This is a genomic window from Streptomyces sp. TLI_146 (genome assembly GCF_002846415.1).
Lineage (GTDB): Bacteria > Actinomycetota > Actinomycetes > Streptomycetales > Streptomycetaceae > Streptomyces.
Window position 1 is genome coordinate 972688 of the sequence record NZ_PJMX01000001.1, and the last position, 15564, is coordinate 988251.

Here is a 15564-nt window from a genome sequence, read left to right on the forward strand (position 1 = left end):
GTCAGATGCTGTTCGAGCTGGAGCGGCCGAAGAACTCGACTTCCGCGACGGCGACCTGCTTGTCGCCCGAGGCCGCGTAGGCCGACTCGATGGTGAAGCGGACCTTGACGGCCTCGCCGACGCGGAAGGAGCGGCGCTGGCCGCCCGCGCCCTGGTCGAGGGTGATGTCGCGGGTCGTGGTCTTCCCGTCCTTCAACGTCACCGTCGCCTTGATGCGGTGCGGCAGCGCCGACGCGCCCAGTTTGTCGGCGCGGGCCGAAACGCCGGGGGTGATGATCACGTCCAGGAGGCGGGTGGGCTCGGCGAAGGTGGCTTCGAGCCACTCGCCCTGGCCGGACTGCGACACACCGGGCCCCCACCAGGTGTTGCTCCGCTTGTCGAAGGCGAGCGTCGGCTGGTGCCCGGGGTAGGAGTGGGAGGCCCGGAAGCCGTCCGGGGCGACCGGGGCGCGCTTGGCGAAGTGGTCGCGCCCGGCCTGGACGCCGTCGGGGACGAAGATGACGGCGAGGACGACGAGGGTCAGGGCGACCGCGGCGGCCACCCAGGTGCCGATGCGGTCGAACACGCGGCGCAGCGGCGGCCGTTCACCGGCCCAGGGGGTGTCCCGCTGCCGGTCGAAGAGGCGGCGCCACCAGGGACGGCGGCCCGGGGGCTGCGCGGCGGCGTCCTCGCCCGCGAGCGGCATCGCGCAGCGGACGCAGAAGTGCCGGTCGGTGCGGTTGGGGGTGGCGCACCAGCGGCACGGCGGGCCGTTGCCGATGTCCTCGCTGAAGCCGGGGCCACGGACCTGCGGACGGTCGGCGTCGGGGCGGCCGGGCAGCACGGGCACGACGGCGGGCGGCGGGGCAGCGCTGGAAGTGTCCGGGTCGGCGACAGGGACGAGCAGGGAGCGGGCGCGGTCGCTCTCCGGGGAACTGTCCCGTGAACGTTCCCGTGAATAGTCCCGTGAACTGTCCGGCGAGCTGCCCGGTGAGTTGTCCGGCGCGTCCACGCCGGTGCCCGATGCCGGGACGGGAGCCACCGGGACGGTGGGCGCGGTGTCACCCGCGCCGGGAGCGGGTGGTGTGTTCCCGACGGTGGCGGGGCGGTTGCCTCCGTCCGCCGTCGCGTCGGTGGCGGGGCGGTCGCGCCCATCCACGGTCGCGTCGGTGGCGGGTGCCGAGTCCGGCATCCCCCGTCGGGCGGGCGCCGAGCCACCGGCGGCGCGCGGGCCGGAGTGGTCCGCGGCCTCCCGGGGGACGGCGGCGGCCGCGGGGCTGGACGTCCGGGCGCCTGCCCGGTCCCAGCCGAGTACGGCGCCGCAGGAGTCGCAGAAGGACTGGCCCGGTTCCGCGCGGGTTCCGCACTCGGCGCAGTGCTGCGTGGTCATCGCTGCGGTGTCCTTTCAGCGGTGGTTACTTCGACGGTGTACGGCATGTGGGCGGGGCGGGCCGCGGCGACGAGGGTGTCCAGGCGGTGGATGTCGGCCGGGACGGGGGCGGGCAGCCGGAGCGTGACGTGGAGGTGCGGGCGCGAGGTGCCGGGGAACGGGCCCAGAGGGCGCGCGTTCCAGTTGGCGCCGCCGCTCTCGGTGATGTCGGGCGTCACGCCGAACACGAGTCGTATCGCCTCTTCGAGGCCCCGCCGGGTGCCGCGTACCCGGTGCAGAGCGGCGGCCGCGGCGACGGCGGCGCGCAGCCGCGGCTCGGGCTCGGTGCCGTCGGTCTCGGCGCCGACCCAGGTGCCGAGCCACTGGGCGAAGTCGGCGGGGGTCAGGGCGGGGTCGAAGTAGGTGTCGAGGCAGTCGAGGACGTTGAGGATGGGGGCGAGGACGTCGTCGAGCCCGGCGACGAAGCGCTGGGCGAGGTCGTCGTCGGCGAACACGGCCGGGAGCATGGCACCGATGGGCGCGGAGGAACCCAGGCCGTCGACGGAGCCCCTGCCGCCGCTCATGCTCCGTCCCCGATGACACGCACACGGTGGTCGTAGGAGAAGACGAGGGACGGGGCGTCGAGGTCGATGCGGTCGGTGGGGTCGCCGCGTTTGCCGGTGAGGGGGTCGGCGGGGTGCAGGACGACCTCGTCGACGAGTTCGACACCGGGGACGCGTTGCAGGACGGCGAAGACCTCGCCGGACTGCACCGGGCGGCCGAAGGGCCAGCCGCGGCCGTCCGCGCCGCCGGTGAGCGGGTCGAGGTGGCGGTAGAGGGCGTCGTGGGCCTGGCGGCGTACGCGGTCGGTGTCGGTACCCCGGAAGGCGTGCACGGTGGCGACGACCGTGACGCCTTGGTAGTAGGGCGGGCCGACGGCCAGGCGCGTGCCGATGAGGCGGCGTTCGTCGAGGTGGCGGGTGATGCGGCCGAGCAGGTCGTCGCCGGGCACGAGCTGCTCGAAGCGGAGGCGGCCGCCGGGGTCGGGGACGGCCTGCGGGACGACCACGACTCGTACCGCGTAGGCGCCGTGTTCGCCCTCCTCGCCCTCCAGGCAGGTGATGCGGGCGGTCTCGGGGGCGGCGCGGCGGGCGAGTTCCTCGTAGTCGCGCAAGGTGACGGCCCGGTCCTGGGCGCGCAGGGTGATGGGCGCCCGGAGCTTGGCCTCCTCGACCGTCTCGCCGTCGACGCCGCCGCGGGCCGCCTCGCGGTTGACGACTTCGGCGACGTACGGGATGGAGGTGCGCAGCACCTGGACGGCGCCGCGGGCCACGTTGCCGGACCGGCCGCCGCCGGTGCGGTAGCGGCGGGCGCGGACCACGGCGCCCTTGGCGGCGACGGCTCCGTACTGACGCAGGCTGCCGTCGGGTTCGCGGACGGCGGGGCCGAAGGCGATCTCGCCGGTGGCGGCGTCCAGGGTGATGTGCCGGTCGTCGGGGCGGGAGGCGGCGAAGTGGGGGACGACCTTCCAGTCCTGCCAGCCGTCGTGCGCGGCGGTCTGGAGCAGCAGGGGCGGGTCGTCGGCGACGACGGGGGTGTGGGCCAGGCGCAGGCGCTGGCCGGGCAGGCCGGTGGATTCGCCGAGGGCCTCGTCGTACACCGTTTCGGCGTGCACGGCCCGGGTGGTGGCGCCGATGGTGTACGCCTCGGCGGAGCGGACGGTGGGCGTGGTGGTGTAGAAGGGCTGGCCGGGCCGGGGGTCGGTGACGCGGCAGCGCACCCAGCCGGCCTCCTGGCCGCCGGTGCGGGACAGGACGTGGCCGCCGGGGACGTGGAGGACGATGTCGCCGGGCCGGTTGAGGCCGCCGGTGCCGTCGCGGTCGACCTCGCAGGGCCGCCAGCCGTCCTCGGTCCACGCCTCCCACACCAGCGGCGGCTGACGGGGATCGACGCCGACGCCGTCCACGCGGCTGTCGAGTTCGAGCGCGAGGGCGCAGTGCGGGACGGCGGCGGTGAGACCCAGGAGCAGACAGTCGCCGGGCCGGGGCGACTCGGCGAAGCACGCCAGGTCCCGGCCCTCGACGAGGTCGGCGGTGCGGTCGGCGACGGGCTCGCCGTGGTGCTGGACCACCAGGCGGTCCAGCGCGCACGGGACGACGGTCAGATCGCGCTCGGTGGCGAAGACGACGGCCTCGTCGCGTTCGGTGCGCGTGGTGGAGACCTCGGTGCCCATCGGCACGGAGATGGGCTCCTCCTGCGGTGCGGACAGCCAGAAGGTGACGTCGGTACGGGCCGCGCCCGGCGGGAACAAGGTGATGCCGACCAGGTCGAGGAAGGCGAGGTGGTTCTTCTCCGGGACCCGGTTGAGGCGGTAGACGATCTGGTCGGCCATGTGCGCGACCGTCTCGATGAGGGTGACGCCAGGGTCCGAGACGTTGTGGTCGGTCCACTCGGGGGCGCGCTGCTGGATGTAGCGCTTGGCGTCGTCGACGAACTGCTGGAAGCGGCGGTCGTCGAGGTTGGGAGAGGGCAGGGACATCAGTGTTCGCTTTCGGGGAGGGTGCCGGGGCCGGCCGGTCCGCCGGGACCGTCCGAGGGACCCGGCACTCCGGGCTCCTCGTGGGAGGGGATGACGTAGAACGGGAAGACGAGGCTGCGCGGGTTGTTGGTGCCGCGGATCGAGTAGCGGACGTCGATGTACAGCACGCTCTGCTCGGCGCCGGCGGTGACCTCCACGTCATGGACCTCGATGCGCGGCTCCCAGCGGTCGAGGCTGATCAGGACCTCGTGCTGGATGCGGCCCGCGGTCTGCTCGTTGACCGGCGCGAAGACCAGGTCGTGGATGGCGCAGCCGAACTCGGGGCGCATCGGCCGCTCCCCCGGCGAGGTGGCCAGCACCAGCCGGATGGCCTCCTCCACCTCGCGCTCGCCGCTGACCAGGGCGATGCCGCCGGTGGGCCCGATGCGCAGGGGGAACGCCCAGCCGGACCCGACGAACTGTTCGGCCATCAGGGAATCGCCCTCTCTTTCCTGGGAACTGCCCGAGTCGCTGTCACGACGGCAGGGGGTAGGGCTTGCCGTTCACCATCACCGCGCCCTGGAGCAGGAGCGTGGCGGCCCGGATGCCGACGTTGGCGGTGGAGTTGATCATCAATCCGGCGCCGGCGGTGAACATGGCGGCGGCGCCCGCCTTGACGTCGACGAGGCCCGACGCCGAGATGCCGACCGCGCCGCCGAGGGATCTGACGCTGACCAGGCCGCTGCCCTGCATGCTGAGCGCTCCGCCGCTTCTGATGGTCACGTTGCGCCGGGCGCTCAGCGTCAGGTCGGTGCCCGCCCGCACCGACACCGAACGGCCGCCCTTGATGGTGACGGCACCCGCACTGTCCACGGTGATCTCGGTCTCGGTGCGGTCGAGGTTGATGGTCAGCTTGTCGTCGCCGGTGGCGACCAGCACACCCTGCTTGCGTCCGCCGCTCTGCTGGCTGAGCAGGTCGACACGGTTGCCCTTCCGGTCGGACAGGGTGTGCCGGGTGGCCTGCTTCTTCAGCCCGTGGTGCAGGGGCACGTCGTTCGCCGTCGGTTTGTCGCGGCCGTTGTAGAGCCCGCCGATCACGAACGGGTGGTCCAGGGCGCCCCGGTCGAAGGCGACGAGCACCTCGTCGCCCACGTCCATGGGGAAGACACCCCCGCCGCCCTTGCCCCCCAACTGCACGCTGCGCGCCCAGTCGCTGACGTACGAGTCGTCCAGCCACGGGAAGGTGAGCTTGACCCTGCCCTGCTCAAGGGGGTCCTGTACGTCGGTGACGACGGCGTTGACGACACCGGGCAGCCGCGCCCCCGAAGCCTCCGCGCCCGTCCCGCCGGACGCCAGTCCGTACAGGGAACGCCACTGGCGTCCACTGACGGTCACCCAGGACTCGTAGTGCTTGCCGTCGCCGAAGACGTGCCGGACCGAGGTCGCGGTGTACTTGCCCTCGAAGGGCCTGCCGACCCGGGAGAGCGCCACCGGCACGCCGGGCCGCAGCTTGGGGTTGCCCCGGACGGCCACCTCCAGTTCGGCGAACGACGAGGTGACGTCGGAGGCGAGGGCGTCGGCGGCGTGCCGGACCTCGGCCTGCTTGTCGTAGGGCACACCGGTCTCGACGCGCCGGGTGGCCTTGAACCTCTTCGCGATCCGGCCCGGGGTGGTGCCGATGGTGATGCCCGTGTCGGTGCTGACGTTCTGGGTCTCCTTGATCCTCTTCTTGGTGGTGACGTTCCAGCCGCGCGACTCGACCTTGCCCACCTGGTCGGCGGCGGTGACCGCGGCCCGCAGCCGCAGGATGTCGCGTTTGGCCCGCAGGACGAACGGGCTCGTGTCGCTGTCGGCCCGGGGCGAGGGCGCCCCGGAGGACGCCTTCGGCTTGACGAACTGGAAACGCCCCTCGGCATCCAGCGACATCACCATCTGGTTCTCGTCGGCGAGCCGGGCGAGGAAGTCCCAGTCGGTGACGTTGGGCTGGCTGATGAACTCGTACAGCGTGTCCGTCGACTGGATCTTGCCGATCCGCACCCCGTCCTGGACGGCGAGCGTGCGGGCGATGTCGGACGCCAGCTGGTTGCGGTAGGCGACGACCCGGCGCTGGCGCATCAGACGGTGGCCGTAGTCGTAGCCGCGGACGACCGTGTACGTGCCGGTGCCCTCGAAGTCGGCCTCCAGGCCGGTCACTTCTCCTGTCAGGAGCGGGTCGCCCTTGCCCCGGCCGTCGGCGATGGGCGTCAGCACCACCTCGGTGCCGAACTGCACCTTCAGCTTGTCCAGGACCAGCCGGCCGGGGTCGCGGAAGGTGAGCCGGAACGCGGCGGGCACCCCGGCCCCCTGGTCGACCCAGCCGTCGACGAGCAACGGGGCGACGTCCGGGGGCAGTTCCTTGCCGCCGATGGTGACATGGATGAGAGTGGAGAACGCGGGCTGCACCATCAGACGCGCACCTCCTCGGCGGCCGGCAGGACGAGTTCGGTGCCGGACCCGAGCCGGGACGGGTCGTCGATGCCGTTCGCCTCGGCGATCGCACGCCAAACGGTGGCGTCTCCGTATTCGCGCCAGGCCAGCGACGGCAGCGTGTCCCCGGCGACGACCCGGTGCACCCGCCGCGCGGTGAGCGCGCCCGAGGTCGGGTTCTGCCGCTTCGTCTTGGAGGGGATCTCGTGCAGCCGCATCTGGCAGGTGGCGCGGATGGGAACACCCGTGGTGCCGAACAGCGTGTACGAGGCCTCGACGGAGGAGACGTACGCGGTGAACCGGGCCGTGGAGAACGACCCCCACTCGAAGACCACCCAGGGCGGTGACGGCTGGTCGGCGAAGATGCTCGTGTCCGTGGTCTCGCAGCAGCTCAGCAGCGTCTCCACCTTCTTCAGGACCGTGTCGCCGGTCGGCTCGTCGGAGGAGTCGAGGAAGATCTCCAAGCTCATCTCGCGGGCCTCCGGGCCCAGGAACTCCGGTTTGGAACCGTCCCGTACGGCGGGGGCCACCGTGACGTGCCACTGGGCGCGGCGGCTGAGGGAGAGCTGCGCGGGGTTGAAGTCGAAGTCGAACGTCTCGATCAGCCCGCCGGGCGTGGTGCTGGTACCGAGCGGGGGCTCGTGGATGGCGAGGGTGGCGCGTACCAGGCTCTTGCCCGCGCCCTTGCCGCCCGCGCTCTTGCTGCTCTTGGCCATGCTCTCTTCCTCTGCGGTCCTGCGTCCTGTGGGCCCTCGGGCCGCCGTCAGTCGGTGAAGCCGTGGTGGGCGATCTCCAACACCTCCGTGGCGACGGCCGGACTCGCCGGGTCGAGCGTCGGTCCCTGCCAGCTGACGGGCAGGACGTCGATCAGCCCCCAGCGGGCGACCTGCGACCCGTCCGCCCGCAGCGCCGTGATCTGGGCGGTGGGTCGCTTGATCCCGGTCTGTACGGAGGAGATCCACTTGGCGACCTTGGTGGTGTCCGGGGTGAGGGGGCGGGTCAGCCGGATGGTGGAGAAAGTGACGCGGGTGGGCAGCGCCCACACGAAGCCGTTGTTGCCGCCCTCCTGCCGGTGCTCGATCTCCACCTGGGACGACAGGCCCTGGCACCCGTTGAAGTAGCCGAGGCTCTCGCCGTCGATGGCGAGGGTGAACCAGATGGTGGAGCCCGGGTCCTGACGGGGCATCGGGGTGAGCCTTTCTGTTCTGTCGTGGCCGAGGCCGTTTCTTTCGTGTTGCTTCGGGGCCGAGGCCGTTTCGCTGGTGCGGTCTGACCGGTCAGGGGCGGGGATCGCGGAGCCGGCCGATCCGCTCCCGGTCCATACGCAGTTCGGTACGGATCAGGCGGGTGATCCGCCCGATGATCCGGTGCACCAGCGCGTCGAGCTGGAACTCGGAGAGCGCGCGCGGGTCGAACCCGCCCGCGGGCACGGCTGCGTACCCGGGTGGCGGGTCAGCCGCCGCCGAAGACGCGGTGGCGGCTGCGTAGGAGGGCAGGCCGTCATCCGGTGTCGCGCTGTACGACGGCAGAGGGTCGGCCGACGGGGCGTGGCCGGTCGAGGAGCCGTGCAGGTGGCTCAGCGAGTCCGCCACGGTGGCCGCCGTGGCGGCGGCGAGCGCGCCGATGCTGTGGCCGGTACTCCGGCCACTACTCCGGCCGAACAGACGCTGGACCGTCGGCGCCGAGCTGCTGCCTGCGGGCGCCCCCGAGTCCGGTGCCGGTACGGGGGCGGAGTGGAGCGGGTGAGGTGGTGCCTGCGCGGGCGGAGTGAGGCCGGTGACGGGCAACGGGGTCCCGGTACCGACGGCACCGGGCGCGGATGGGCGACGAAGCGGCACGGTTTTCACGGTTTTTGGGAGTACGGGGCGGGCGCCGGGGGCGCGTTGGACCGGGGGGAGGTTGCCGCTGGAAGCGAGCGGGGCTGCCGGGGGCGTGGCAGGGGCGGGGTGGACGGGCGGCGGGGGCGACATGGGCAGGGAAGGGGCGATGCCGGGTGCGGGGGGCGGCGGCACCGCACCGCGGGTGGTGGGTGCGGCGGCTCGCTGGACCGGCGCGGGTGGACCGCCGTTGGCGTTACGGGTGCCGGGGCCCGGTGACGTACGCCGCCCGGCAAGCGGTGCGGTGTCGGCGGGCGGGGCGGAGAGGGGGGCGCCGAGGGGGGAGCGACGGGCCGGGGTGGAGCTGAGGGGAGCCGGAGGGGTGGCGGCCGGTCCTGGGGCGGGAGTCGGGGCCGGGTTCGCGGGCGGGGTGGCGGGGCGGGCCGCGCTCGGGGTGGTGGCGGCCGACCTCGACACTACGGGGGCGCCGAGGCCCGCACGGGCTGCCGACGTGCTGCGCTGGACCTGGCGTACGGAAGTGGAGTGGCGGGGGGCGGAGTTGCCGGTCGTCGGTCCCGGCTGGGAGCTGGGGGTGGACGGGGTGGCGCCCGGGAGCGACGACGGAACCGAAGGGGCTGGGGAGGCGACGGGGCCTGCGGGCGGGCGCGTCGTGGAGCGCTGAACCGGAGGGGTCGCGGGGCCCGGGGGGCGGGCGGGAGTGTCGGTGTGCGGAGCCGTACCGGAAGTCGCCGGATCCGGGGCGGAGGGCGCGCGGCGCGTCTGTGACGTCCGCGCCTTTTGCTCCAGGGAGGGCTGCGTCGGCTCCGGTCGGCGGCCGGGGGATTCTGCCTGTCGCTGCACGGTGTCCTTCAGGCCGCCGGTCGCGCGGGGCGAACGGCCGCGGGCCGACGGCTTGTTCGACGCAGACGGCTGCACCGGCCCTTCGACCCTGGTGCCCAGCGGCGCAGGGTCGGACGCGGGAGCGGACTGGCTCCGGGGGCCGACAGGGTGGGCTGACGAAGGCCCGGTGCCCGACGGCCGGTCGGTGCCGGACGCCCCTCCCCCGCCGGAGCTCGGCGCAGCCGTCTGCGGGGACACCGCCCGCTGGACCGGCGCGGGCGGCATCGGTGCACGCGGCGCGTCGGGACCCGCACCGGCCGAGCCACTGGCGTCACGCGCCCCACGTCCCCCAGTAGGGGAGTCGGCGTCGCCGCCCCCGCTCCCGGCGGACTTCCCGGGGGCGGCGGGGCGGTCGGCCTTACGGCCGGCACGGGGCGCAGGCGCCGGGCGGTCGGCGGCGAGACCGTCGTCGGGCAGCACGCCGTCAAGGTCGGCCATGGGCGCGGGCGTCGGCGTACGCCGGGGCGCCGGAGAGGGGCGGGAGTCGGACGGCTCGGCAGGCCCGGTCGGGGAGGTCGATGCGGGGCTCTGCGCCGAAGACGACCGCTGTACGGCCGGGTTGCCCGTCGCCGTATAAGAGTTGGGGGCAGACGCCGAGCCGCCGCCGGACGGGTTCGCGGGGCGTATCGGGGCAGGGCGAGCGCCGGGTCCGGTCGGCGCGGTCCCGCGTGCGGGCACCGAACGCTGCACCGGGGCGCCCGGTGAAGTACCCAACCCGGGGCCGGGCGCGGCGGTCTGGCCGTCGGGCGTACGCGCGCCGGATCCCGCATCGGGACGCGGACCACCCGCAGTCGGCGCGGGGCCACGCGCGGGCACACCGCCCTCAACCTGGGCCCCCGGCGACGCACCTAACCCGGAGCCAGGCGCAGCACTCCCGCCGCCGGACGTACGCACGCCAGATCCCGCATCGCGGCGCGCACCGCGCACGGTCGGCGCGGGCACCCCGCCCTCAACCTGGGCCCCCGGCGACGCACCCAGCCCGGAGCCAGGCGCAGCACTCCCGCCGCCCGACGTACGCACGCCGGGCCCCCCATCGGGACGCGAGCCACCCGCAGTCGGCGCGGGACCAGGCGCGGGCACCCCACCCTCGCCCCGGCCGCCCCGCTCCCCTACCTCACGCACACCCCGGCCGCCGGACGGATTCACCACAGGTACCGGATCAGCACCAGCCGTCGCGGCGGTCCCGGACCCCTGCTCGGGCACCGCTCGCTGCACCGGCCGACCGGCCTCCGCCGGGACACCCGCGGGCGCGGACGAACCCGTCGCGGGCTCGACGGGGACAGGCCTCGGCGAGGCCGGGGCCGTTCGGTCGTCGTCGGTGGTGGGCTGTGCCGCTGCGGAAGGTCCGGGCTCGGCAACCGTGGTCCGCCGGGTGGCGGGCAGGGCGCGGCGCTGTACGGCCGCTGCCTCCGTCGGAGCCTTGGTCAGGGTGGGCCGGGGCGTGGGCAAAACAGTGGGCGCGGGTGTCGCTCGAATGCCTCCGGTGGCCCGGGGCCGTGTGTTCGCCGGTGCCGTGGGGGAACCTGTCCGTGTCGCACGCTGGACCGACCGGGGCATGGGTGCGGCGGCCGCGCCCGGCCCCACCGCCGTGGGTGCGGAGGGCGTGCTCGCCGCCGGTACCGACCGCAGCGGCGCGACCGGCATCCGCTGCGCCACCGGACCACTGCCCGGTGAGCCCAACAGGCCACCCAGCGTGGGCTGTTCGGGCTCCGCCGGGGTCCCTGCCGCGCCGGTGAACGCGCGCGAGAGCAGGCTGCTGCCCGCCGCCGGGTCCAGCACCGCCGGGGACGGCGCACCGGTGAACGACGGGTTCTGCCACGTCGGCAGCCGCCCGCCGAACCCGGCGTCCGCGACCCCCGCCCGCGTACCACCCACCGCGCGCTGGATCTGCGGCATGTGGGGCCAGGCCGCGACGGCCGTGGGCGCGTCCGAGCCCGCCGGGCCACTGACCGGCTCCGGGCCGGGGCCCGTCGCCGCGACCGCGCCCGCGACCGCATGCACCACCCCACCGGAACCGCCGGCACCCTCCCCGCGCTCGTCGCGACGGCCCCGCAGCCGGTCCAGGAATCCCACCGCTCAGCCCTCCGCCGCGCCGCGCGTCACCAGGGACGCGATCTGCTCCGTATACCTGCGGCGGTCGTGGTGCTCCAGGTCCAGGATCGCCTCCAGACTCCAGTGGAAGTGGTAGGCGACGTACGCGACCTCCTCGTGCAGCCGGTCGGTCGCGTACGTCACGATTCCCCCAGGCGGCTCCCGCCGAGTTCCACCTCGAACGGTTCCGAGCAGTGCGGGCACCGGACGGCCGCGCGGGTGTGGCCCTCGGCGTTGATCTGGCGGTAGAAGTCCTGCAGGAACGCCAGATCGGAGGCGAACATGTTCTCCACGATCCCGTCGTGCACCATCGCCAGCGTGCCGAGCCGGGTGATGACCCGGCCGAGCAGCACCACCGACAGGTACGCCGGGTTCTCCTGGACGCGCACGTCGCGCAACGGGACGAGTTCGTCCCGTGCCGTGGACAGGCGCATCACCCCGTCCCGGTGCACCGTGCCGGAGTCGTCGACGTACCCGCGCGGCAACTCGAAAGGGAACTCGGTGCGCAGCTGGTCCCGCTGAGCCGTCTCGGCCGGTTGCTGCTCGGGGGAGCGACGGCGGGAGCCGACTGGGGGTAGACCTCTCCCGCCGCCGCGCTCATGGGAGCGGCGCCCGGCGCTGTGGCCGTGGCCGTCGTACGCCGCATTACTCGATGACCAGTTCTTCGAAGACGATCGTGACGGTCTCGGTCAGCGCGGCCGCCTCGCCCGCCTTCACCGAACTGGCGTCGATCTTGCTGCACCAGGCGTTGCGCAGGTTGTACCGCTTCACCGGGTTGTCCTCGAAGTCCATCAGGATGATGGAGGCGTTCTTGCGGGCCGTGGACATCCGGCCGTTGATGGAGTCGTTGATCCACTGGGTGAACGAGGACGACTGGGTCATACCGCGCACGACGGTGCACTGGCCGTCCTTCTGCGTGCCCGGCAGCAGGGCGATCTCGCTCTTGCCGGTCGCGCCGTTGTTCTGCGGGTACTTGATGACGTCCTGTTCGAGGCTGAGGCCGCTGACCTCGGCGAGGTACTCGACCATCACCCCGTCGATCTGGAGCCCGAAATTGTGTGAGGTGAGGGAGTCACCCGGCTGGAGAGACATCTGTTCGCTATCCTTCTAAAGGAAAGGGGAAGGGGGAGGACCGACGGTCGCGGGGGCACCGGGATCCGGTGCCGCGAGGCCTACTCCTCCAGCTCCCCGCTGCCGCTGGAGAACTGGGCAAGGCGGAAGATCACGAATTCGGCGGGCTTGACCGGCGCGATGCCGATCTCGCACACCACCCGGCCGAGGTCGACCGACTCCGGCGGGTTCGTCTCCTCGTCGCACTTGACGTAGTACGCCTCCGAGGGGCTCTGCCCGAAGAGCGCTCCGCCGCGCCACTCGTTGACCAGGAACGCCGAGATGTTGCGGCGGATGCGGGCCCAGAGGTTGTGGTCGTTCGGCTCGAACACCACCCACTGGGTGCCGATCAGGATGGACTCCTCCAGGTAGTTGAAGTACCGGCGGATGTTCAGGTAGCGCCAGGCCGGGTCGGAGGAGAGCGTGCGGGCACCCCACACACGGATCCCGCGACCGGGGAAGGCCCGGATGCAGTTGACGCCGATGGGGTTGAGGAGGTCCTGCTCGCCCCGGGTGATCTGGAGTTCCAGGTCCACGGCGCCGCGTACGACCTCGTTGGCGGGGGCCTTGTGCACACCGCGCTCGGAGTCGTTGCGGGCCCAGATGCCGGCGACGTGGCCGCTCGGCGGGATGAGGCGGGACTGCCCGGAGGCCGGGTCGAAGGACTTGATCCAGGGGTAGTACAGCGCCGCGTACTTCGAGTCGTAACCGGCCGTCTCCTGGCGCCATACGCGGATCTGGCGGGCGTTCTGCCCGGGCGGCGGGTCGATGATCGCGACCCGGTCCCCCATCAGCTCGCAGTGGGCGATGAGGCCGAGCTGGACGGCCTTGACGCCCTCCAGGTCGATCGCACCGCGCTGGTAGGCCGCCATCAGGTCGGGCACCGCGACCATGGAGATCTCGTCGATGGCCTCCAGGCCGCCGAAGCCGGTGCGGTCGGCGGAGTCGCCGAGGTAGTGGGCGGGGCCGGGGTGTGCGGCCTCGTCCGGCCCGGGGTCACGGGCCACGACGGGAGCGGGAGCGGGCGGCGCGGGCAGGGTCACCGTCTGGTTCTCGGGCCGGGCCAGCTGCGCCGAGGGCGCCGTCTCCGTCACGGTGATCAGCCGGGACTGCTCCTTGACCTGCGTGACGACGTAGGAGCGGTTGCCCTTCTTGGCGCTCACGTCGAAGGTCTCGACCTGCTTGCCGCCGTCCTTGACGATCAGCCGGAACCGCTCGGCGGGGCCCTCCCCCTCGGGGTCGGCGACCTCGACGGTCAGCGGGCCGTTGGCGCCGGCGGCGGTGGCCGTCACGGCGAACGTGCCGAGCTGCGCGGGCTCGGCGGCGGGCAGGGCGGCCGGGGCGGACGTGCCCGCCACCGCGGCCGGACCCGACGCCGCGCCCCGGCCGTTCCCGGCGGCGCCGTCGGCCGAGCCGCCGACCCGTACCACGTACGCGGCGGAACCGCCGTTGTTGAAGAACCCGTACACGGAGTGCGCGAGGTAGTAGCCGTCGGAGAAGTCGCCGAAGGCCGCCACGTACTGGGTCCAGTTGGTCACCAGGGTCGGTTCGTTGAGCGGTCCGGTCGGGGCGAGGCCGACGAAGGCCGCCACCGACGTGCCCACGCCCTCGATGGGGCGCGAACCACTGGCCACCTCCTCGACGTAGACGCCGGGCGACAGATAGGACGGCATGCTCTGCACTCCTCGGGGTACGCGACAGGACTCCCCTCACTCTCACTTGCGCGCCGCCCCCACCGAAACGGCCTCAGGGGCCGGTGCGGGGGCAGTGCCGTTGCCCCTGGCGGTGCCCGTACGGCATCCGCGTGGGCCGCGAGGGCAAGCCGGCGGGTGGTACCGGGCAACCCACCCTGTCCCAACGGCTCCTGACACCACGAAAGGAGCCCCCTAGCGTCGTCGTGTGAGCCTATGGACCTCCCTGGAACCCGCGTCCGCGACCGTCGACCCCGGCAGCACCACCCAGGTGCGGCTACGGGTGCGCAACACCGGTGACGTGGTGGACGAATACCGCTTCGAGCCCGTCGGCGGACCCGCGCCCTGGACCACGGTGGAGCCGCAGACCCTGCGCCTCTACCCGGGTACGACCGGGACGGTGGAGCTGACGTTCGCCCCGCCGCGCACCCCTGACGCCACCGCCGGGCCGAACCCGTACGCGGTGCGGATCACCCCGACCGAACACCCACAGGCCGTGACGGTCCCCGAGGGAAACCTCACCGTCACGCCGTTCAGCGAGGTGCGGGCGGAGCTCGTACCGGTGACGGTCAAGGGGAGGTTTCGCGGACGGCCCCGACTCGCGGTCGACAACCTCGGCAACACCAAGGTGACCGCGTCGGTCAGCGGCAGCGACACCGGCGAGCACCTCACGTACGAGATCCGACCGGCCGCCGTGCAGATCGAGCCGGGGCGGGCGGCGTTCGTGGACACGGCGCTCAGGCCCCGGCGGATCATCTGGTTCGGCTCGAAGGAGGAACGGCCGTTCACCCTGGCCGTACGCCGCTCCGGAGCCGAGCCCACCCAGGTGCAGGGCACCTATGTGCAGCGCGGCTTCCTGCCCCGCTGGCTGGCGACCTCCCTCGGCCTCGTCACCGCCCTCGCGATCACCTTCGTGATGCTGTGGATCGCCTACAAACCGCAGGTACGCACCAGCGCCACCGAGCAGACCCAGCAGGCGGGCAACACCCTTCCGCCCAGCGCCGCCCCCAAACCCCTGGCCTCCCCCACTGCCGCCGAGCCGCCCGCGAAACAACAGCCGCCCGCCGGGGGCTCCACGGGCGGTGGCGGCTCGGCACCGTCCCAGAAGCCGGCCGGCCCGCCGCCCGTGGTGCCTGCCACCAACATCCTGCTGCGCAACACCACCACCAAGATGTGCGCCGAACTCCCCGGGCGGGACAAGGGGCAGCTCAACGGCCCGGTCCAGCAGGCGACCTGCCACGAGACCGGTGACAACCAGAACTGGGACCTCGACGTGACGGACCCCAAGGGGGGACCGGGCGGAGCGCCGCTGTTCCTGATCCGCAACGTCAAGGACCAGCTGTGCATGGACCTGCCCTACTACGGGGCCCAGCCCGTCCGCACCGGCGTCACCGAGTTCACCTGCGACGGCACGACCGCCGACAACCAGCTGTGGTGGATCCAGAAGCAGGACAGCGGTGCCTACTGGATCCGTAACTTCGCCAGCAACAACAAGTGCCTGGACGTCGGGGGCTACAGCGACGGCGGTGTCGGCGCCAGGCTGACGCTCTTCGACTGCAGCAACACCGACGACCAGGAGTGGCAGATCATCCACCCCGCGAAGGGCTGAGAGCCTGCCGGGCG

The 15564-nt window shown here is 73.3% G+C and carries 13 protein-coding genes and 1 pseudogene; 2 read left to right on the forward strand and 12 right to left on the reverse strand.

All coding sequences use genetic code 11. The features are described 5' to 3' along the window. Position 1 precedes the first annotated feature (1 nt). The 8 genes from BX283_RS04395 to BX283_RS41395 form a co-directional block, all read right to left on the reverse strand. On the reverse strand, positions 2-1369 hold the full coding sequence (locus BX283_RS04395; RefSeq protein ID WP_101386345.1) for a zinc ribbon domain-containing protein: 1368 nt from the start codon (positions 1367-1369) through the stop codon (positions 2-4). Then, on the reverse strand, positions 1366-1932 hold the full coding sequence (locus BX283_RS04400) for a phage tail protein (protein ID WP_101386346.1): 567 nt from the start codon (positions 1930-1932) through the stop codon (positions 1366-1368). Before BX283_RS04400 ends, BX283_RS04395 begins: the two co-directional genes overlap by 4 nt. Continuing rightward, positions 1929-3887 carry a putative baseplate assembly protein gene (locus BX283_RS04405; RefSeq protein ID WP_101386347.1) on the reverse strand — a complete coding sequence of 653 codons (1959 nt, stop codon included), beginning with the start codon at positions 3885-3887 and terminating at the stop codon, positions 1929-1931. The genes BX283_RS04400 and BX283_RS04405 overlap by 4 nt, the downstream gene beginning before the upstream one ends. After that, positions 3887-4357, reverse strand: a complete 471-nt coding sequence (locus BX283_RS04410) for a GPW/gp25 family protein (protein ID WP_101386348.1) — start codon at positions 4355-4357, stop codon at positions 3887-3889. The genes BX283_RS04405 and BX283_RS04410 overlap by 1 nt, the downstream gene beginning before the upstream one ends. 43 nt (positions 4358-4400) lie before the next feature. Next, the gene (locus BX283_RS04415; RefSeq protein ID WP_101386349.1) at positions 4401-6311 is read right to left on the reverse strand and encodes a VgrG-related protein; all 1911 of its coding nucleotides are present in this window, start codon (positions 6309-6311) and stop codon (positions 4401-4403) included. Further along, positions 6311-7048 (reverse strand): LysM peptidoglycan-binding domain-containing protein, encoded by a 738-nt coding sequence (locus BX283_RS04420; RefSeq protein ID WP_101386350.1) that lies wholly within the window; start codon positions 7046-7048, stop codon positions 6311-6313. Before BX283_RS04420 ends, BX283_RS04415 begins: the two co-directional genes overlap by 1 nt. 47 nt (positions 7049-7095) lie before the next feature. Next, on the reverse strand, positions 7096-7518 hold the full coding sequence (locus BX283_RS04425) for a phage tail protein (protein ID WP_101386351.1): 423 nt from the start codon (positions 7516-7518) through the stop codon (positions 7096-7098). 91 nt (positions 7519-7609) lie between these two features. Further along, positions 7610-8119: a hypothetical protein gene (locus BX283_RS41395; RefSeq protein ID WP_257581935.1), complete on the reverse strand. Its 510-nt coding sequence runs from the start codon at positions 8117-8119 to the stop codon at positions 7610-7612. A 412-nt stretch (positions 8120-8531) separates the two neighbouring features. Between BX283_RS41395 and BX283_RS04435 the strand changes: the two genes are divergently transcribed. Beyond that, on the forward strand, positions 8532-8831 hold the full coding sequence (locus BX283_RS04435) for a hypothetical protein (RefSeq protein WP_107503668.1): 300 nt from the start codon (positions 8532-8534) through the stop codon (positions 8829-8831). A gap of 2294 nt (positions 8832-11125) precedes the next feature. Here BX283_RS04435 and BX283_RS40480 read toward each other — a convergent pair. The 4 genes and pseudogenes from BX283_RS40480 to BX283_RS04450 all read right to left on the reverse strand — a co-directional run bounded on the left by BX283_RS40480 (position 11126) and on the right by BX283_RS04450 (position 13923). Further along, positions 11126-11284 (reverse strand): DUF6760 family protein, encoded by a 159-nt coding sequence (locus BX283_RS40480; protein WP_180357046.1) that lies wholly within the window; start codon positions 11282-11284, stop codon positions 11126-11128. Beyond that, positions 11281-11786: pseudogene (locus BX283_RS04440) on the reverse strand (hypothetical protein). Before BX283_RS04440 ends, BX283_RS40480 begins: the two are co-directional and overlap by 4 nt. Beyond that, complete coding sequence (locus tag BX283_RS04445) at positions 11786-12232, reverse strand: phage tail protein (RefSeq protein WP_101386354.1); 447 nt, start codon at positions 12230-12232, stop codon at positions 11786-11788. The pseudogene BX283_RS04440 and the gene BX283_RS04445 overlap by 1 nt, the downstream one beginning before the upstream one ends. Positions 12233-12312: 80 nt before the next feature. After that, on the reverse strand, positions 12313-13923 hold the full coding sequence (locus BX283_RS04450) for a phage tail sheath subtilisin-like domain-containing protein (RefSeq protein ID WP_101386355.1): 1611 nt from the start codon (positions 13921-13923) through the stop codon (positions 12313-12315). A gap of 226 nt (positions 13924-14149) precedes the next feature. On the opposite strand from BX283_RS04450, the gene BX283_RS04455 reads away from it, so the two are divergent. Next, positions 14150-15550, forward strand: a complete 1401-nt coding sequence (locus tag BX283_RS04455) for an RICIN domain-containing protein (protein WP_101386356.1) — start codon at positions 14150-14152, stop codon at positions 15548-15550. Positions 15551-15564: the final 14 nt, after the last annotated feature.